The following is a 19695-nucleotide window of genomic DNA, read 5'->3' on the forward strand; positions in this document are numbered from 1 at the left end:
ATGGCATAAAATCTTTCTAGACGGCCTTTCCTTTTAACTTCTGCTGGATAAGGGATGAAGATTTTCCGATAAGTGATTTCATAGAGGAGACTGCGAGCGCAAAATATTTATCATCCATCGGCAGGGTTTCACCATCCATGGCGCGTGCGTAAGAGCTTGATTTTTTTATATATACAGAATTCGAAACCCCAGAGTTGTGAACAATGATGTCTCTAGTTGCTTTGATTTCGAGCCACTGGAGAACTAAGTCGTCAGGAAGTGATATGGCGGCTACCGCTTGAAAATACTCCATCTGCAGTGAGGGCGCAGCATAAAATAGTGATGCCAATTCTTTTTCGATTATGCCTGCTACGATTTCCTCACGAGAAGATGCTTTGATTATATCTGAGACATCAATCTTGTTTGTGTGGTCAATTCCTTTCACGCGAGTTTGAAGTCGACGACTATCAAAGCTAAGAATTTCAAACAAAGCATCCCCAAAAAATGCCTCAACCTGGGCGACCGCATAAACAAATACGGAATAGTAGATCTCCCAAGCAACTGCCACTTCAGCGATTTCTTTTAGCTGAGGAACCGTTCGTGCAACTTCTTTCCCTCTTACTTTTGAGGGGACTTTTAATCGGGTCTGACTCAAGAATGCTGCATCATTTTTTGCAACATTAAGAGCGTCGCGTGCAAAAGAAGTCCAAATATAGATGTTGTTTAGTGACTTCTGATGTTTGGTTCGAAGCAGTCCAATGTTTTTGGATAAATCAGTAGGAGTCATTCTGTGTGCTCATTTTTTTGAACTACCTTGTTTTTAGGCTCTAATCTTCTAGGGGGAGCGAGGTCAGCCTATGCTCACACTTGTCTACGCAACCAGAGGCGACTCACTTAAGCGGCAATATCGACTTGTCCCCCAGCTGAATAAGCTTGAACTCAACGTTAGAGGTTGCCTCTCTGTAAGTGGCCTCACTGTCATCAAACGAGGCTGCCACGATGCTTTGCAGTCCTTTCTCTGACGACAGAAGCTGGAAGAGTGCTTGTTGGCTTTTGGTAGCCATGGAGTGCTGTCCAGGTTCGTCCAGCAACAGGAAACCCAAGTGATTGCCATTGATCGTATGGTGAGAGGAGGTTTGGTAAATGGAAAGCAGGTAGCTCCAGATCAGACGAACAAAGTCGCTAGCGCTGGACTCCCTGGCAATGTTGCCCTTGCCTTTCGGACTGTCATCGCTTCTTCCAATGTTTGAAGCTGTGGGGGAGTTGAGGGCTGCGGAATTAAATGGTTGTCTTTGACCATTGATCTCTCTGAGCTCAATCTTGGCGAGGTACGGGAGGAGATTCTCTCTGTTGAACTCGATGTCCTCGATTGCCGCGCTGTGATAGTCGAATGCACTGATATTGGCGCGGAACATTCTTTCGAAGAGTGAGTACTTAGCTAGGTCAGCGGGCGAGTAGTGATCGCTTGGCATCATCCCCCGACTTTTTTGATTATCGAGGAAACGTTGTGACAACGCGCCGAGAGCATCGAGTGCCCGGTCCGAGCTTTCTTCAAACTTAGTAAGGCCTTCGAGCTCCATCTCGATTTGAACTTGCAGTCTGATCCCGGATTTGGAGACAGACGAGTTGGAGTTCAGGTCGGATCGTAGAGCCCTGAGAGCAGACTTTGAAGTCGACAGTATTCTTGCTAGTTGATCCTTTAGCGCCTCAGATTCTTTGATGGACTGTTCAATTCCACCATTTTCTCTTTCGAGCATCCGCAATTGGGCAGACAAGTAGTCTATGTTGGTGTCGATATCCATGTGCGGCGTACTCTCATGCAGATCAACGAGAGAGTTACCAATAGATTGATGACAGGCTGGACAAGAGTTGCTTGCAGTTGACAGGCTGAGCGATGCACCGAACTTAATCAGCTTCTGTGCAGCGTGGTTTTTGGTTAGTTCATCTTTGGCCTGTCGAGTGTTGAGTCTGTTGCTGTTTAGGTTGACGCGCAATAGGGCGAGATCACCTAGGCAGGTCTCATAAGCAACTGTAAAGCGCTCAAGCTCATTGGTGTGTTTTTCAATTGCTTGAGTGATTTCTTGTGTTGGTGTTTCACCCTGGCTAGAGAGTTTTAGGCCAATGATTTGGTGCTCGCTAATCTTGCGCTGCCTATACTCCAAGATGCTCTCTGTTACGCCCTCAGAGTTTTTTTGGAAGTTAACTAGTTCTGCATTGAAATCTGGTACTGGCGTTTTCGAAACGTTGGAAAATTTGAAACCCTGTTTAAGGGTTTCACCCAAAAGTGTTCGGTAAATAATTTGCCATTCATCATAAATCTGTTTGGATTCTTGATCCAATATGTCGCGCTTGGCATCTGTTTCGAACACATCGGTGCCAACCAAGAAGTCGACGATCTTGATGCGTGCATCTCGCACGCCGAAATATGGAAGATTTGCAATGTAGTCAGTCCATCCACGTTTCTGCTCGATCACCATCGCGGCGAAGATATACTGTAAATAAAGCTTTGCTGGTTTGTTGTTTGTCCGCGGTACAAGGGGCAGCTGCAGGCCGAGAAATTTCTCAAAATATCTAAAAAAGCCCTCTTCGATCTGAGCGCTGTTTGCGTCATGTATGAACTTGTAGAGGGTGGGGGCAGTTTCACCCTTGGTTAGCCCTGAGCACTCCTGGATACGAACGAGCTTCGTACTGAGCCCATTTTCTTTAACGCTGCGTCTTGCGGTGATGGTCTTACCGTTGCTCTCGATTTCGATTGTAACTCTGGAGGTCTGGATTTGATGCTTAAGTCCTTCGTGCTCCAGATAGTCCTTCAAGGCATAGGTCAGTGCATTTTCATTCTGCGCACCCAGTAACTCTTCCATACCAATGGCATACATGATCGCGTGTACGATTGTACTTTTACCTGCGGAGTTTCGGCCGCGGATGATGTTCAAGTTTCGATTGAATTCGGTAAAGAATCCAAACGGCCCACTATCCGTCTGAATGTCGATATGGATTGCTTTGATGTACATCGTTATTCCCATCCCTTGGACACGGTACTCACCATGTCTTCCGTAATTTTTTTTCCGATCAGCTTCAATGCAGCCTTTTCTTCGCTGAGTACGGAGTCGTCAGCGAGTATCAGTTCCACGTAAGATTTACCGGAGGTAGTTAGCTCAAATCCTGTTGTAGTGGGCGTTATCAATGATTCACTGAACGCAAGATTAAGTGCGATTGCCATTGCAGGATCAAAACCCCAGATCGGGAGTTGCAATTGACCTTGTTGGGCACCAATTGTGAGTGACCGGGTACGCTCGGGCGTCTTGAGTGCCCAATTCAGCAGGTGAATTTTTGGAAGGCTTGATCTGCCGCTACGTCCGGACAGATGTAGAATCAGAAGCGCCTGGGAAATTTTGTAGAGAGGGCGAAGCTCCGAGAGCACCGGAATCGGCCGCCTTATAAATTTGAGCTGAGCCATTATTTACTCGTTGAAGTCCAGTTCGCAGATCGCAAGCCATCGCGCGACAGTCCTACGTACCACATCACTTGCCATGGACTTGTCTATGTTGAGATGGCGATCAGTGGTCAGGTATTCCATCAGCCTGTCCCTTACCAGTGTTGTGAGTTCCTCGGGTGTTGCGTCAGATGTAAGTCCCCACTCCAAGACATCTTGTTCAAAGGTATTCACTATTCGGGCGATGTTTACATACGTTTGGGGCGAACGGTCATACAGAGACTGAAAATATGTGTCGTGATCAAGGAAATTATTGGTTGTAAGCTTGATCAGGTTTTCAATTTTTTGAGCGGGTTTCCCTAGCATTCGTAGGCGACATTTCCTTTCCAAATTCTCGTCATACGGTTCAGGGGTAATGCTTACTCTTGGCAACAATTCTGTCGCCGAACCCAAGCATGGGGGCAGGCCTTCTGACGTACGCAGCAGATTAAATTCTTTTATGTAGAACTCATGATCATGGAGCAAGATCGTGAAATCTTCATCGAGATGTGGAAGGCTCCATCCCCTGACCTCTGTCTGTTTGATCTGGGTGTAGGAGTGCAGCTTATTTCTGCTGATTTCGGGGGTGACAAAACACCAATTTTTGATCTTTGTACCGCCCAGTATCTTCTGTAGATCATCAGAATAATCTCTGAGTTTCTTCAGATCGTCGTTGATCTTTGTACGCTGCTTCTCATAAAGCTCGTCCTGATGATAAAGCCTTTCTGGGCAGTAACATTGGAACGCATATCCGGTGTGTTTCGTGTAGCCCTCGATCCCAAAATCGCCAGGCGAGGCGGGTATATGCTGATATCCATCGCCGCCATGCTTGAGTTTAAATGCAAGCTGACACTGCGCTTCCCAAGTTGTACCTGTGAATTTGCCAACGGGTGTAGTGATCACTGCATACCTGCCTTGTGAATACTCATCGGGAGGCGATGCTCATCGTATCCTTCCGAAATCTATAGGTGCCGGTTGGGCGTCATCTGCTTGCTCCGCGTGGCCCTGCGACCTCGGATACTCCAGAAGCTATCAAAACGCTATCGGTCGGTCTAGCAGGAACCGGTAATTCGGATTCGATAAATACATGGGCTGTTTATCTTTACAGCGTGAATCGACCCAGTTTTGTAGATAACGCCCGCTGAACGATTTAGCCAATCTGTTGCATCGACCGGTTGAATCCACAGCCAAAAGCAGCCGGTGGACGGAGCGATGGCCAATGAGTGGCTATGCTTGGTTTGTTGCCGGAACTGATCGAGCGGGTTGGGTTTCCGTCAATGGTGCATAACTCGGCGGCCGCAAAAACCAAGTGCAACACCTGACCGTCTCAATGCCCGGACTAGTCAGGGATGAGGAGAGAACAAGGAGTGTTATCCACCAAGCTCGTGAAGGCGTTATCACCCAACTTCGGGTCTATTTACAGTTGGCTCTACATGCAATGGAGTATCGCGTAAATGTCAGCATGGAAATTACAAGAGCTACGCGAGTTGATAGAAAAGATTCACGGAGACGAGAAACTTTCTAAAGCGTCAAGTCATATTAATTCAGTAGACTTGGAAATTCGATCTGCTTGTTACCATTCATATACAGCTAGCAATGCATTTTCCTCGGATTTCGAAGACGAAGAGCATGCATCTATATCTGCTATAAAGATGACTCTTAGCGCAGGCGAGGAAGCATCCAGGTTTCACGAAGCAATATTTATTTATGAGGCCAATATAACTGCTTGCGCACAAGTAACGCGCTCTGCGGCGGACATCATCAGTCATGTGATTCTTGATGTTATTGCAATCAATGGGGTGGACGAAGAGAATCTAAATCTCAAATTCATCCAGAAGCACGTCCAAAGTAGGGGGCTCAAAGATAAGATAGTTCGAGTCTCTGGTTTTAAATCGTTCCGATACCTACAGGACGTTGTAAACACAACAAAGCATGTCAGGCTGGTCGAATCCGAATATACCGTAGACTTAACAGGGAAAGGGGAACACCCGCATGGAGTCAGATTTAAGGTGTTCCAGATTCAGAATCGTTATCATCCAGCAAAGTGGGGTGCTGATTTTTTGGAAGAGTTAAAATAATTGTCAGTCGAATACGTAAATCTAGGGCAAGAACTAAATGCCTTTCTGGCAGGTAAAGCGAGTTGATAAAGTGATTTCAAGTTGGCATCACAAAGTATCGCTCATCCCTCGCTATGCTTTTAGCCGCCGGTGAGTTGCGGCATTAGACTGTGGGGGGGTGGACAAGGGGGCAGACCACGATTTTTGCTTTGAACCGCGACTACTAATTAATAGTGATTCGCCCCCCGATTATTTTAACATCCAGGGTAAGAGTCCGGCAAAGGCATCTGGTCTAGCATTGCAAACTCAGCCGAAGACAATCCTAGACACAAACAGTGCTGCACTATCTTTCTAAAATTTACTCAGATATTCCTTAACCTGCTCATGGTGTAGCAAGGCCACGCCCAGCTTTGCAGCTGCATACTTAGCTGCTGTCGTGTAACTCATATTTGTTACCACGCACGCATGGTCGCCATCATAGTAACCATTTGCTGAATATACCTCTTGAACACTTTTGTTTCCCACCGGGGAAGAGTAGAACTTGCACTGTATTACAATGGTTTTTCCATTCCTCTCTGCAATAATGTCAGCTCCATTGTCGCCTGCTTTCGGGGTCACCCGAGAGTTCCATCCAAGAGAATTAAAGAGATCTGACACGCGACTTTCATAATCATGCCCGTTTAAAATATCAGAAAAAGATACATTATGTAGTCTTGATTCGCTTTCTTGGGGATTGTCTCTTTGGTAAATGATGATGAAGCAATGGGTTTCGAGTGTAATAAACCCAAGATGTTCAAAGTACTCGCTTGATTCAATGTATCTATAAATATCGCCCAGGGTGGCATCATTGCTGTTGTTGAATTTTTCAGAAATAATCGGAATAACTACTTCTCTGGCAAAGTACTCCACTTCACGATCCCATTTCTTGGAGTTCTTGCGACCATAGTCGTCTTTAATTTCTGACTGAGCCTTTTTCCTAAGAAGAATATTTAAATGCTCAAGAACTTGATGTCTTGTGATCTTTCTAATGATAAACATTAGTAACTGATCAAGATTGGTATGGTGACCAATATCATCTATGGGAGTGATGGTTTCTGACCAAATGTCGAATTCTTCCATGTAACAATCATAAGCACAACGTTCCATTTCGCAGCCACAACTTTCTGGTTCAACTTTATCGAATAGGTCATCATCAACCAACTCTTCATAGAGTGCGCGCAAAGCGTTTATGTAAAAACCACTTCTAACCAACAATGCAGACAGGTAAGGACTGACAAAAAAATCAACAGTTCCAAGTTTTGAGTCGTCAAAAGAATCACTCATGACTCTCCATCCTTTTCATAGCGGTAGGTTAAAAAATTTAGCTAGTGAAAATATTTCATTGTTAGCAGGCCTTGAACGTGGCTATTAATTGTCAGTTTTTTTGCTCTTGCCATTCCTATCAGACCGAAACCGAAAATAAGCGCAATAGCCGGGCGTAGGCTATTTCGACCATTTTTCAGTTTAGGCTAAAAACAGAAAATTTCTGGGTTTCTTAAGTGAATCCCTGCAAAATCTGCTGCTGAGCAGTGCTCCGGGCGCCGGCAAGTCCCCTCTTGTACGGCGCCTTGCTGCACAGAGCGAGGACGCCAAACTCTGGCTACGGGTTGGTCATCGTGCTTCGTGCATGTAATCGACCGCAGGAGGTCGGATTTTGACTGAGTCGATCTAAACGCACGTTTTTACACAACCTAGGCCAATAGCGGGCGTTTAATGGGGACAAAGACCCGAGTTGGGAATGCTGGAGTACAACGGTGCATAACCATGGAGCTCCAAACACTCCGCAGCAATTGTTTCTTGGGGGCCATCGCACGCGAAGGTGACCTCAAGGGTTTCGAGAGTTTCTCCGTTGGGAAGAACAATCTTGGCGTCGAATGATTGTTTGCTGCCTTGATAGTACTGTAATAAAGTGTCTGGAGATCGATTCGCAATTTTCTTGCAGAGCAGAGCGCAGCGCTTCAATCCTTGATGATTACAACACTTATTGATGAATTGTCCGCCGAATTAACCTTAAATTGGAAATTTTGAAATCCGATCAGTTTTGACTCATTCAAGTCGTATTTTACTGACTGAAAAAATGCTGGCGCAGCAAGGCCGCTTCTGTACTCACGGTAACCAATTTCAATTGTGTTTCCGGATTTACCAGAATAAACAAGCTCTTTTTTTATGAAGTCGGATGAGTAGACGTCATCAATTTTCCATCCGTCTGGCGAATTTAGTACGCCGACCCAGCGCTTTACTTTTGTAATCGTTCCTGTTTGAGCCTGGATGAATGGCATACCTACACTAGCAGTGACGGTGCTCCCAATTGAGTATGTTTTATATGGCTTGCTCTCCAGTATCGTAGAGGCGCAGCCGCTTATGATACTTATGGCGAGCATACAAATAATTATTTTGAGAATGGAGGTCATGATACTTTCCTTTTTATATAACGTTCCTTGTCGTCCTGTAAGCCCTTGTCTAGTAGGGAGGGGCGTCGCAGCAAACACAGCATAGCCCAAAGAGAAAAGTGACATGGATGACGGCAAGCTCAACTGCGATAAAGATTCAGCGTAGCAGGTCGACGCTACCTATTTGCCACTAATCTGTTCACTGACTGCTTTTGGCCGATTCTGTTGAAAAAGTCGGTCATCCAAAACTGCATGATCGTTGACCGGTGAAAACGCCTTTTTTGCACGCTGCTGCGTGAAATCTGCGTCTGCAAACCGCTGCCGAAAGTAAAGATTTCAATCTCGGACGCGTACTTTTTAGCTGCAGAAACCATGGCCGACTTTTTCAACAGAATCGGCCGTTCTTTGCCCGTCAAAACGTATTCAACGCGATTAGAGGGGGAAGGCACATTCCTGATGCTTTCGACATCGAGAGCCAATCAACGCCCCCTGCCCAAGCGCCCGATATGTGCGTCTTGGTGCCGGACAACTAAACAACCACCACCACTCCAGGCCGAGTCGTATGCAGTCCAGCATTAGGCCACGTTTTACCCGCAATAGGGGGGAGGCTTGGGAGTACCTTTTGCATTTCCCCAAGGCCTGCCTGGTGTCAGTCGACTTCGCTAACGACGCCCCTCACTTTGCGCGCAATTGTGGCGGCAGCTTCGCCCCGAACACTTTATGAACAAATCGGGTAGTAGGTGCCTGGCTTGATGCGATAGCGGCCAGGGTGATTGCAATGTTCTGGGTCATGGTCTCGGCTCCATTGGCGTCTGGTTATACTGCTGGCGCAACTCGGTACCCGTTACACAGTAACGGCCTGCCGGCGCATAGCAGGTGCGGCAGGCGAACAAGTGGCGATGGTACTGGTCACGGGCCTCGAGCCATTCAGGCGATGCCATGGCGGCGCTGTGGTAGATGTGCTTCGGCTCCCCGGCGTTATGCTGCTCGATTGTTGGGTCAGCCATTGGCGCTGGTGGCGACCATGCCGGATGGCTACGGATCAGGCGGGCGGCAAAGCATGGGGGTGTGCCGTACTGCTCGGCCAAGTCATCCGCAGTCAGAAACCCCAGCCCCAGCAGATATGCCGGCGAGCATCCCAGTAGGCGAGCAACATGACCAGGCCATCGACTTGCCTCTACTTTGGGCGGCTCCGGCGCTGGGTGGTCGTTCGCGCCGAGTTGCGCTGGCTTCTCGACTTTTTGTTTTCCTGGGGGAGTCGAGGGAACCGGGGGAACCTCCAGTACTGGCGCGCGTTGTAGCGGTTCACTCTGAAACTTCAGTGAGGGAACCGGGGGAACTACTGCCCCGGCCAGGCGGTTGGCTAAGTCCAAGAGTCGACCCATGTCACACCTCCAGTGGGGCGAGGTGATACAGCGATGGATTGCGCCCATCCACCTTTACGCGTTTGGCACGCTTGCCGGCGTTGTGTTCGGTGATCCACCCGGCAGCGTCCACGGCGTCCAGGATGCGCGTCACGTCGAAGCCTGGCACCGCTCGGCGCAGCCCTTCGGGGGTAAACAGCCAGACGCGGCGCTCCCCCTCATTTTTCCACCAGCCGGCGCGATCTCTGACTATGGCGTCCCCGCCCAGCTCAGAGAACAGCGCATCGCCGTGGCGAGAGATGAAATCGCACAGGCTGGCTCGGATCGTCGCATCCTCGCCCTGGCCTTGCCCCCGGCTGCTTCGCCAAGCGTCAAACAGCACCAGCATGGCGTCGCGGGCAGCGCCAGCGGGGCCCGGCAGCAAACCCCACTCAATAGCCAGCTCTCCCGCCATAGCGACAATGGCAAACCGCTCAGCCGCGCGGCTTTCCTGACCACTGCCGCTGGGGTATGACTCGCACAGCTTGGCGAGCACTGCGGGCAGATCGTCGGCCTCACCGCACTCCAGCAGCTTGTGGATAAAGGCCGGGCCGATGTGCCCGTAATGGGTCACGCTGGCGCGCTGAATGGCGTCGGAAAATTCCCGGCCACCCGGCAGCCCGTGCAACTCATCCCAGGCACCAAAAGTGCGGCGAGCCGGTATGTCCAGCAGGCGGATTTCCTGTCCGGCACGGCTGCGCTTTCCGCCCTCGGCCATGTGCGCGGACAGTCCCAACTCGCCGGACGAAAACAGCATTACCCGCCAACGCCGGGTCGCCCGTGCGGCTCCGGTACGCCCGGCTCTGGCCTTGCCGGTGCCGTTGGCCAGGGAGTAAACCACGGCGCCAATTTCACGCGGGTCGGCCTCGCCTATCTCGTCCAGGGCCAGCAGTGTGTCATTGCGCTGGGCGGCGATCCCCTCCAGGCCGTTGCCGGTGGCGCGCCAGGTACGCTTAAACTGTTCGCCATGGCCCCAGACCGAGGCGGCGGCCTGAATGGCGCTGCTCTTGCCGGTGGAGCTGTCCCCGACGATATGGAAGCCACCACCCTGGCGTTGCAAGTGATACAGCAACGTTCCGGCCAAGGCCGCGCAGACAGCCAACATCAGCAAGGGATTGCCGGCGCAGCGTGTGCCGATCTCGGCTTGCCAGCCCTCTAGGGTGCCGGCTTGGCGGAAGTCGTCGAAGTTCGCCGCTTCGCTCTGATAGATGGCCTCGCCCGTGCCGATGTTCTGCCGGGGCATAATGAACAGGGTAGGCGAATGCCAGCCGGTGGCAGTGGCCGCAATGACTTGGCGCTTGGGGTGCTGGCCCTGAATGTAATGGTTCAGCAGCTTGAAAGCGTCGGGGTCGATTTCCACACCCATGTTCAGCAGCTCGCCGCGCATATCCTCGCCACTGCCCTTGAGCAATTGCATGGGCATGGCCCATTCGCCCCAGTCGCCCAAGGTGTTGCGAAAACGCAGCAGGCGCCCGAAGTCGCCCCCGTCGCTTGAGGTGACAGCCTCGACATGCAGCGGCGAACAGACGCGTTTGTCATAGTTTACCGGCTTGCCCTTTTCCTCCTTGACGCCATGCCACCACACGCCTGCCGAGTAGGTACCGCATAGGGTCTTGGCTGGACGGTCATAGACGCGAAAGGCGGGGCGCTCGATCTCCGGGTGCTTGGCCTCCGGCACCAGCGCGGTTCCCTTGGCTCCCTCTGCCTTTTCACTGGGGGAACCGCTGGAAGCCCCGTCATTGTTGACGGTTTCCTCGGTTCCCCCGGTTCCCTCGGAAAAATCGAAGGCCAGATTACTTTCATCCGTCAGGGTCATTGGTTGGCCTCCTGCCATTGGCGCAGGTCGTTGAAGTCAGTAAGGGTCAGCGGCTCACTGCCGCACCAGGGCGGAAAGATCAATCCGCAGCCCAAGGTGGCGGCCGCCTTGTTGGCAGCAGTGCGCCCGGGGTTGCCTTCGGTCATGCGATCGTCGTCGCCGGCTACGATCAACACGGCGTCTGGGTGCTGACGCTGTAGACGCTGGCCGACTTCAAGCAGGTTGCCGGCATTCATGGCGCAGGCCACGGTGGCGCCGGTTTCGGCGTGGAGCGTTGCGCCAGTCGCCCAGCCCTCGCAGATGTAGAGCGGCTGGCCTGGCTGAATCGTGCCGATAAGTGAACAGCAACCCTTGATCATGCCGCCGAACAGAAAGCGCTTGTCGCCGTCTGGCTTGATGCGTTGAAGATTGAACAGCACCCCGTCACGCATAAGCGGCACCAGCAACACGTCACCGGTCTGACGCAGGGCATAAGAACGCACCCCTTTTGCCGCTAGATAGGGGTGCTCCGGATCGGCGCTGCGGGCGTTGCGCCACATCCGTTTGGCATGTTCGGCGGCGGCTTGCTGGCTCTGGTGTTGCTCAACTGCCCGCTGGCGTCGGGCCTGCTCGATGCGTAGGGTGACTAGCTGAGCCTCCAAGTGATCGGCTGGTTTGCGGCTACGCCAGATCTGCGAGCCGCCAGTTTTCCAGCTCCCGAACACGCCGCAGGGGATGCTGTCCAGAAACAGCACATACCAGCCGTTTCGGGTGCCAGGCTTGTCACCTGGCACGTGGAAGCGGTGGATGTCGCCGTCTGGTATCGGCAGCCAGTCAAGCGACCCGAGCACGGATTGCATGGCGTCACGAAACAGGATCACGAAATCCATAAAGCCACCTCCAGGCAGATCAGCAGCGCTAGATCAGCACCAGTCGGTGACAGGGTGAACAGGTAGAGGCTGACCAGGTTTGGGGTTTTGATTGAGTGGTCAATGGCGCGCAGCTTGGAAGCACGGGCGCTTGGGCGGCAGATATTCTGGTCGCGCATGGTGGTGAAAGTGTTTGTCGGCCCCAGCTTGATCTGAGCCATAAAATGGGTGAGCTGGGTGTGGCTGCGGGGGTTATTTATGCGCGATTCATTCCCGAACTTACCCTTAGTGGTGGGCTTCTTTTTATCCATTATGCGCGGCCCTCCAGGCGATCAGTGATCCACTGTTCAACCTCCAGGCTGTCCCAGCCGACAGCGCGTGGGCCAATGCGGCGGCACTTGGGGAAGGTTCCAGCATCCATAAAGTTGTAAATGGAGCTGCGCCCGTAGCCGGTCATGGTGACGACTTCCGGTAGGCGCATGATGCGGCGGGGTGGGGTGGTTGCTATTGCGGCCATTGCCATAACTCCTTCGCGCCAGCTGGCGCTCAGTGGATTAAGGCGGCATTCAACAGGTTGTGACGTGGCTTGTGCCCTAATGGGGGTGGGCAAAACCCCATTGGGGTAAATAGGGGTTAGGCTTTGCCGACTCGTGCGGCGGCATCTGTAAGGAACTTCACCACTGTTCCAGGGCTGCTGGGTAATTCAAGACCATTGGCCGCGGCGGCTGCTCTCAGAGTTTCGTCTGCTGCATAGGGGGTAGACAGATCAAGCCTGGCCATTGCGGAAAGCGCGGCGATTATTTGGGCAACGCTTTTTCGTTCGCTGGGGTGAAGTGGTTTTTCTGGCGGGTTGTCGTGGGCAAGCAGTTTTTCCTCAAGCTCCCGCAAAGCGCCAATCCTCACAACGAAAACGCTGCCTTCTGGCAGGGCTTCGGCTGGGTAGTAGTCGATCTCATAAGGCTGGTGCGGAGGCTCCTTTTTTTCTTGCTCCGTAATGGTTGTGACGCCATTAATGACATTTATCAGGGGGACGGGTTTGCACCTGTAGCTATTGAGAATCTGAAAGACCTTGGTTCGGTCGGCGCTTGCAACCAAAGGGCCACCAAGACAAATTAGACTAACCTCTGGGCCACCGGTCATGGCCTGGAATAAGTTCTCAACATCCAACTTTTCCGCCCCCAGCATCAGCAAATCCCACACCCCCTCGAGCTTTTGCGGCTTTGCCATGTCGCCCTCATAGATAAGTACCTCCTTCTCGTTCGGGAGTAATTCTCCCTCGATAGTTATGTAATTAGGGGGGCCATACTCGTAAAATGAAGGCGCATTATTGACATGCTGTATGCCGAGAGGCTCGATTCTGGCTGGCCTACCTTTTGCGTGATTCACGAAGTACACAGAAAGGGTTAGATGGCCGTCAAGCGCCAGGCGCAGAACGTCGGCTTCTTTTATCTTCTCCCCAGTGCTTATCGAAAGGCGCTTTGCTGTGTCCTTAACGGTTAGCCATTCTTTAAGCGTTAGAAGTTTGCTCATGTTTGCGCCTCCCCGGGCGTCCCCGTCTTGAATAGATTGGCTGGCCTCACAGGTGGGGCACCTGCTTTTCGGGAGCTACCCTTGGCCAGCCGGTAAATTTTAGCCGTGCTTTTGGTTGATTGGCACGACGTTGTCAGCAGCCAATATTGCGTCGATATGTTCGCCCAGCAGTCGCCATGCTTCGGTTTTTTCCTTGGCGTAGTCATGGTGAAGATAGTGTCGGCGAACCTTGGAGCCACCCAGCAGGTGATTCTGGCAGCGGTCGATAATTTCCAAGGTGACGCCTAGCGCCTGCATCGTCGTTGCGCCGGTGCGGCGCAGGTCGTGCGGGGTCCAGTCGCCATTGGTGCCCTTGCTCAGTACCAGCGTATTGTCATTGCGCCGGCCGGATAAAGGTTTACTGCGTTTCTTGAACTGTTCTTGCCGGTCGCCTACGCGCTTGGAAATGCTCTTTAGGTCTACGTGGCCGGTATGGTTGGTGGCGGGGAACAGGTATGGCGTGTTGCTCGTCAGGGTATGCAGTTCTTTGAACTGGCGCAGGGCGAAGGTAGACAGAAAAATATGGTGATCCTGGCGCGCTCCTCGGTGACCTTTGGTGTTCATGGCAGGCAAAAACCATGTTCCCTTGCTTAAATCGATGTGGCGCCATTCGGCCTTGAGTAGTTCGCCGATGCGGCAGAGGGTGCCCAAGCATATCCACAGTGCAAGCTGTGCTTTCCTTTCCAGCGGACGGACGCCGGAATATTTCTGGCCGGGGGGCAGGGCGGAATAATCACGCTCCATGCGCTCAAATATGTCGCGCAGCTCCCTGATTTCATCGACAGTCAGAATGCGGTCGCGTTCTTCTTGATAGTCGTGGTCTAGAAGTTTTTTGACTTCCACCAGGTTGGCAGGGTTGCCGTCGATCATCAGGCCGCGCCAAGGCTTGCGCTTCTCGCCCCATGCGAGCATCTGATTCAGATCGGCAAACAGACTGACTACATACCGATTGACGCCACGTTCGCGTACGGTACGCAGCATGGCGAGAATATCTTTCTCGGTAAGAGAGCGCAGAGACTTTTTGCCGATGCTGGGTAGCACGTCCTTGGTGAAGCTGCGGATTAGTTCTGCATTGTCATCTTGGCGGGCCACGCCGTCTTTTAGCCACTCGACGAACAGGTCGGCTACTGTCAGGTTCTCGGCAGCCAGGCGCTTCGCCCCGGCAATGGTCGCCTCGATAGCGGCCTGTTTTTCGATCTTGGCGGCTTTCTTCGCGGCGGTGGGGTTGATTCCTTCGCCTACCGTAACGCGCAGGCGGTCGCGCTCGGCACGGATGCTGGCAAGGCTTTTCTTGGGCCAAGAACCTAATGCTTGGTCGCGCTTGACGCCATTCAACTTGAACTCAAAACGAAACAGAACAGTAATGCCCCGTTGCCCGACGCGAACGCGCCCGACAATTCCGCCATCTTCTCGCAGAGTAAGGCCGCCATCATCAGCGGTAAGCGCTTCCAGTTGCTTGACTTGGATTTTTGCCATGCCCCTTCTGCCTTTGTATTTTTACCCCACTTTTACCCCACCGAAAACGCTGGCTTGTATTGCTGCGTCTTGGGTGGTGTTGGACGGTAGATTAGCCTGAAGGTGTTGTATTTACTAGGGTGTTCTGGATTTATTTGATTTTATTAACGTCCAGTGGAATCCGATCTATAATGGCATGGGGTGCTAGGGGTCGAGTGTTCGAATCACTCCGTCCCGACCATATAATTCAAGGGGTTGCGAGATTTTATTTCGCGACCCCTTTTTATTTTTATTGGTTTTTACCCCTACAAATCGACTGGCTCTGGGTGGACTCTTCAGCTGATACCAAGGTCATGGCGCGAGAAGACTGCCTCGCTGTGTCCTGGTCGCTTGAGCAGAAGGGGACGACCGTTAAAGAGTCTTTTCCGGCGCCGGTTGGTCGTTGGGGTGGGCGATGATTGTTTTGAGCTCTGTGCTCATGGGGAATTTGAGATTCAAGCCTTTGGGAGGGATGGGTTGAGTAAACCATTTATCGTAGATGGCGTTGATTTCGCCCGAGGCGAAAAGTGACTTGATCGAGTCATCCACGACTTTTTTGAGATCCGGATCACCCCGACGCATTGTGCAACCATAGATTTCGTTGGATTGCGGGGTGCCGGTAACCACCCAATCTTCCGGTCTCTTTGCCTTGGCCATTTCTCCCGCCAGCAATGCGTCGTCCTGCATAAACGCAATGGCGCGACCGGACTCGAGCATTTGGTAAGACTCGCCAATATCTTTGGCAGAGATGACGTTCATGTTCATCTTTTTCTCGGCATTCATGACCTTGAGCATCCGCTCGGCAGTGCTGCCAGCAGTGGTCACGACGCTCTTGCCATTGAGATCCTGAAAGTCCTTGTAAACCGAATCCTTCCTGACCAACAGGCGGGTGCTGGCTTCAAAAATACCGACCGAGAAGTCGACCTGCCGTGCTCTCTCGGCGGTATTGGTTGTGGAGCCGCACTCCAGGTCCACAGTGCCGTTTTGCACCAGCGGGATACGCGTCTGTGATGTCACCAGGTTGTATCGTACGTTCAGCTTGGGCATACCGAGTTCTTGCTTGATAGCCTCGACAATCTTTAATTGAATGTCATGGGAGTAGCCCACCGGCTGACCGGATCCGTCGGCAATATAAGAGAAGGGAATGGACGAGTCTCGGTGACCCAGGGTGATGGTTCCCGAGGTCCTGATTTTCTTGAGCGTGCCGGTGAGTTCGGCAGCCATAAGGGGAGTACTGCTTAAGGCCGCAGTCAGGGTAACGCCCAGGATTGTAGGGAAGGCACGCATCAAAAGCTCCTCATAAGGGGCAGGCGAGTCTTTTTCGGACTCGCCCATCTTTGGCTCGGCGAAAGGTCTCGCGGAGCTTGGTGATTTGCCGGTTGTCAGTGACGGTCCAGGCAGACGGTCCGTGCGTTACAGAATTCGCGCACGACGCAAGAGTGCTGCCGTCGAGTCAGGTCGCGCGCGCCAGGATGGCCTGTGCACGGCCTATGACAGGCGCATCGACCATTTGCCCATCGAGCACGAATACACCTTCACCCGAACTGGCGGCGTCCATGATGCGTTGCGCCCAGTGCAGTTCCTCCAGACCGGGTTTTAGCGCTTGATGGATAATCGCCACTTGGCTCGGATGGATACATAGCGCGCCACCAAACCCCATTTCGCGGGCAAACTGAACGGTGCTGTGCAGGCCGACGGTGTCCTGTATGGAAGGAAACACGCCATCCAGCGCCGGAGCGAGGCCGGCCACCCGAGTCGCGAGCAGTACTGCGTATCGAGCGTGGCTCAGGATCTCTTCGGCGGCATGGCTGCCGGTGGTCAAGTTCAGGTCCAGGCCCAGATCAAGGCTGCCGAACGACAAGCGTTCAACGCCCTGGGCCTGGGCAATCGCTTGGAGTTCGGCCAGGCCCTTGGCGCTTTCGATGATGGGCCAGATCGGCTTTTGGGTATTGGCAGCCGTGAGGACGTGCTCCGCGCTTTCTGCTTTGGGCAGCAAAACTCCGATCACGGCGGCGTGTCGTCGACAAAGCTCCAGATCTGCCACGTGGGCCCAGTGATCCGGGGCATTCACTCGCACCAGAATCGGGGCGTCCGGATTGTCACTCAAGAAGCGCTCCAGGTTATCCCTGGCCTGTTCCTTGAGGTTTTCCTGCACGGCATCTTCCAGATCAACAATGACCCGGTCCGCACCGGTAGCGATGGCTTTGGGTATGCGCTCTGGACGAGTGGCCGGCACAAACAGGGCGGAGCGAACAATGGACGTATTCATGGTGTTTCTCCCGCGCTGAACTCGACTTCGCCGATCTGCGCTGTACCGTCCTGATTACCTGCCCAGAGCTGTGCCTTGCCGCTGTCGATCAGACGTCCGCCGACCTCGAAAGGGTGAGGCGAAATCAAAGGTCGGACGCCACGGAAGGTGAAGCGCTTCAAGCGCACGTTCGGGTGCGCTTCGGTAAAGGCACGCAGATTCAGGGTGGCGATCAAAGGACCATGCACCACCAATCCCGGGTAACCTTCGGTCTCTGTGACGTATGGCCAGTCATAGTGAATTCGATGGCCATTGAAGGTGACGGCGGAGTAGCGGAACAGCAGGGGCGCCGAGGGCTCGACGCGTGCCTGCCATTGGCCTTCAGGGAGTGCTTCGGTGCCGCTCAGTTTGGGAGGAGTGGGTTCCCGATAGACGATGTCTTGCTCATCTTGAAGAGCGCGTTTGCCATCCTGGAAATACTCATGGCGTACCGTGACAAACAATAAGGAACCCGTGCGACCGTGCTTCTCTTCGACGTTGAGAATGGTTGATACACAGGTCACGTCAGCCTCCACCTTCAACGGCTGGTAAAACTCAAGTCGACTACCCGCCCACATGCGATTGCGGTTGTGGGCCGGCGGCAGGAATCCTCCGAGCGCCGGATGACCGTCCGGGCCCAGTTCGTCGGCGGTAACCGATTCCTGAAAAAACGCCCAGTGCCACAAGGGGGGGAGTGGTTCGCCAGGCTGCGGTGCCACTTCGCTCAACGTCGCGGCAATTCGTTTCACCAAAGTGAAACTGATCCGGTCCTGGCTTTCCTGACGACGTCCAATCCAGGCTGAAAAATCGGTACTGCTCATATTTATCGCTCCTGTCGGTCGGTGATCAGGCCAGGGCGGCCATTTCTGGAATCGCTTCGAACAAATCCGCCACCAGGCCGTAATCGGCCACCTGGAAGATCGGCGCTTCTTCGTCCTTGTTGATCGCAACGATCACCTTGGAGTCTTTCATGCCGGCCAGGTGCTGGATCGCGCCGGAGATACCGACGGCGATGTACAGCTGTGGAGCAACGATCTTGCCGGTCTGACCGACCTGCATGTCATTGGGTACGAAACCTGCGTCGACCGCGGCGCGGGAAGCACCGACGGCAGCGCCCAGCTTGTCGGCCAGGGCGTACAGGTGTTTGAAGTTGTCGCCGTTCTGCATGCCGCGCCCGCCGGAAACGACGATCCTGGCAGCGGTCAGTTCCGGACGATCGGACTTGGCCAGTTCTTCACCAACGAAGCTCGAAGTGCCTGCGTCGTGGGCAGCGGCAACGGCTTCAACCGATGCCGAACCACCTTCAGCGGCCACCGGGTCGAAACCGGTAGCACGTACGGTGATCACTTTCACGGCAGCGTTCGACTGCACGGTGGCGATGGCGTTACCGGCGTAGATCGGGCGCTTGAAGGTGTCAGCGCTTTCCACCGAGATGATCTCGGAGATCTGGTCAACGTCCAGCGCAGCGGCAACGCGCGGCAGGATGTTTTTGCCGTTGGAGGTGGCGGAGGTCAGGACATGGCTGTAAATCGTGCGTTGTTCGATGACCAGATTCGCGACTAACGGAGCTACGTTTTCCGGCAGCAGATTGGCGTAAACGGCGTTGTCGGCGACCAGCACTTTGGCCACGCCAGCGATTTTCGCAGCCGCCTCAGCCACTGCACCGACAAATGCGCCGGCCACCAGAACGTGGATGTCACCACCGATTTTAGCCGCAGCCGCCACGGTGTTCAGCGTGGCCGGGGCCAGGACTTTGTTGCCCTGCTTGTCATTGGAATAGTCAGCAATCACCAGGATCGTCATTCAGATCACCTTCGCTTCGTTCTTCAGTTTCTCGACCAGTTCAGCCACCGACTTGACCTTGATACCCGCGCTGCGTGCAGCAGGCGCTTCGACTTTCACGGTCTTGAGGGTGGCGGCGGTGGAAACGCCCAAAGCGTCCGCGGTCACTACTTCGAGAGGCTTCTTCTTGGCTTTCATGATGTTGGGCAGAGACGCGTAGCGCGGCTCGTTCAAACGCAGGTCGGTGGTGACGATGGCCGGCAGTTTCAGGGAAACCGTCTGTGCGCCGCCGTCGACTTCGCGAGTCACGGCAACGGTGTCGCCGCTGATTTCAACTTTGGACGCGAACGTGCCCTGACCGTAGCCGCTCAATGCAGCGAGCATCTGGCCAGTCTGGTTGTTGTCGCTGTCGATGGCCTGTTTGCCAAGGATCACCAGCTGAGGCTGTTCCTTGTCGACAACAGCTTTCAACAGTTTGGCAACAGCCAGGGAAGTCAGGTCTTCGGCGGACTCGACGAGGATGGCGCGGTCGGCACCCAGAGCCAGCGCGGTGCGCAGT

Annotated in this window: 20 protein-coding genes; 1 reads left to right on the plus strand and 19 read right to left on the minus strand. The window is 53.2% G+C overall.

Annotated elements, in window-relative coordinates; translation table 11 throughout:
* Nucleotides 1-16: 16 nt before the first annotated feature.
* The 4 genes from AC1D19_RS13990 to AC1D19_RS14005 form a co-directional block, all read right to left on the minus strand.
* Nucleotides 17-766: a hypothetical protein gene (locus tag AC1D19_RS13990; protein WP_477763561.1), complete on the minus strand. Its 750-nt coding sequence runs from the start codon at nt 764-766 to the stop codon at nt 17-19.
* Nucleotides 767-869: 103 nt separating this feature from the next.
* Nucleotides 870-2990 (minus strand): AAA family ATPase, encoded by a 2121-nt coding sequence (locus AC1D19_RS13995; protein WP_477763562.1) that lies wholly within the window; start codon nt 2988-2990, stop codon nt 870-872.
* A 2-nt stretch (nt 2991-2992) separates the two neighbouring features.
* Nucleotides 2993-3436, minus strand: a complete 444-nt coding sequence (locus AC1D19_RS14000) for a hypothetical protein (protein ID WP_477763563.1) — start codon at nt 3434-3436, stop codon at nt 2993-2995.
* 3 nt (nt 3437-3439) lie between these two features.
* Nucleotides 3440-4354 (minus strand): hypothetical protein, encoded by a 915-nt coding sequence (locus AC1D19_RS14005; protein WP_477763564.1) that lies wholly within the window; start codon nt 4352-4354, stop codon nt 3440-3442.
* A gap of 551 nt (nt 4355-4905) precedes the next feature.
* Between AC1D19_RS14005 and AC1D19_RS14010 the strand changes: the two genes are divergently transcribed.
* Entirely contained in the window at nt 4906-5529 is a 624-nt protein-coding gene (locus tag AC1D19_RS14010; protein ID WP_477763565.1) for a hypothetical protein, read from the plus strand.
* Between the two features lie 330 nt (nt 5530-5859).
* On the opposite strand, the gene AC1D19_RS14015 is transcribed toward AC1D19_RS14010, so the two are convergent.
* The 15 genes from AC1D19_RS14015 to AC1D19_RS14085 form a co-directional block, all read right to left on the minus strand.
* Nucleotides 5860-6831, minus strand: a complete 972-nt coding sequence (locus tag AC1D19_RS14015) for a restriction endonuclease (RefSeq protein ID WP_477763566.1) — start codon at nt 6829-6831, stop codon at nt 5860-5862.
* A gap of 674 nt (nt 6832-7505) precedes the next feature.
* Nucleotides 7506-7958 (minus strand): hypothetical protein, encoded by a 453-nt coding sequence (locus AC1D19_RS14020; protein WP_477763567.1) that lies wholly within the window; start codon nt 7956-7958, stop codon nt 7506-7508.
* A 155-nt stretch (nt 7959-8113) separates the two neighbouring features.
* The gene (locus AC1D19_RS14025) at nt 8114-8416 is read right to left on the minus strand and encodes a hypothetical protein (RefSeq protein WP_477763568.1); all 303 of its coding nucleotides are present in this window, start codon (nt 8414-8416) and stop codon (nt 8114-8116) included.
* A 309-nt stretch (nt 8417-8725) separates the two neighbouring features.
* Nucleotides 8726-8944 carry a hypothetical protein gene (locus AC1D19_RS14030; RefSeq protein ID WP_477763569.1) on the minus strand — a complete coding sequence of 73 codons (219 nt, stop codon included), beginning with the start codon at nt 8942-8944 and terminating at the stop codon, nt 8726-8728.
* A gap of 379 nt (nt 8945-9323) precedes the next feature.
* Complete coding sequence (locus AC1D19_RS14035) at nt 9324-11156, minus strand: DUF927 domain-containing protein (RefSeq protein WP_477763570.1); 1833 nt, start codon at nt 11154-11156, stop codon at nt 9324-9326.
* Nucleotides 11153-12025 carry a toprim domain-containing protein gene (locus AC1D19_RS14040; protein WP_477763571.1) on the minus strand — a complete coding sequence of 291 codons (873 nt, stop codon included), beginning with the start codon at nt 12023-12025 and terminating at the stop codon, nt 11153-11155. The genes AC1D19_RS14035 and AC1D19_RS14040 overlap by 4 nt, the downstream gene beginning before the upstream one ends.
* Complete coding sequence (locus AC1D19_RS14045) at nt 12013-12315, minus strand: hypothetical protein (protein WP_477763572.1); 303 nt, start codon at nt 12313-12315, stop codon at nt 12013-12015. Before AC1D19_RS14045 ends, AC1D19_RS14040 begins: the two co-directional genes overlap by 13 nt.
* Nucleotides 12315-12521 carry an AlpA family transcriptional regulator gene (locus AC1D19_RS14050; RefSeq protein ID WP_458379279.1) on the minus strand — a complete coding sequence of 69 codons (207 nt, stop codon included), beginning with the start codon at nt 12519-12521 and terminating at the stop codon, nt 12315-12317. Before AC1D19_RS14050 ends, AC1D19_RS14045 begins: the two co-directional genes overlap by 1 nt.
* A 116-nt stretch (nt 12522-12637) precedes the next feature.
* Entirely contained in the window at nt 12638-13534 is an 897-nt protein-coding gene (locus AC1D19_RS14055) for a hypothetical protein (RefSeq protein ID WP_477763573.1), read from the minus strand.
* Nucleotides 13535-13633: 99 nt separating this feature from the next.
* A complete protein-coding gene (locus AC1D19_RS14060; protein WP_477763574.1) occupies nt 13634-15049 on the minus strand; it encodes a tyrosine-type recombinase/integrase in 1416 nt (471 codons plus the stop codon).
* A 390-nt stretch (nt 15050-15439) separates the two neighbouring features.
* On the minus strand, nt 15440-16354 hold the full coding sequence (locus AC1D19_RS14065; protein WP_477763585.1) for a transporter substrate-binding domain-containing protein: 915 nt from the start codon (nt 16352-16354) through the stop codon (nt 15440-15442).
* A 166-nt stretch (nt 16355-16520) separates the two neighbouring features.
* Nucleotides 16521-17336 (minus strand): HpcH/HpaI aldolase/citrate lyase family protein, encoded by an 816-nt coding sequence (locus tag AC1D19_RS14070; RefSeq protein ID WP_095191715.1) that lies wholly within the window; start codon nt 17334-17336, stop codon nt 16521-16523.
* Complete coding sequence (locus AC1D19_RS14075) at nt 17333-18175, minus strand: HTD2 family dehydratase (RefSeq protein ID WP_477763575.1); 843 nt, start codon at nt 18173-18175, stop codon at nt 17333-17335. Before AC1D19_RS14075 ends, AC1D19_RS14070 begins: the two co-directional genes overlap by 4 nt.
* Nucleotides 18176-18200: 25 nt before the next feature.
* Nucleotides 18201-19157: an electron transfer flavoprotein subunit alpha/FixB family protein gene (locus AC1D19_RS14080; protein ID WP_477763576.1), complete on the minus strand. Its 957-nt coding sequence runs from the start codon at nt 19155-19157 to the stop codon at nt 18201-18203.
* Nucleotides 19158-19695: electron transfer flavoprotein subunit beta/FixA family protein (locus tag AC1D19_RS14085; RefSeq protein ID WP_477763577.1), on the minus strand; the 538-nt coding region annotated here is incomplete at its 5' end.

This window comes from Pseudomonas sp. P1_C12, from assembly GCF_056406435.1.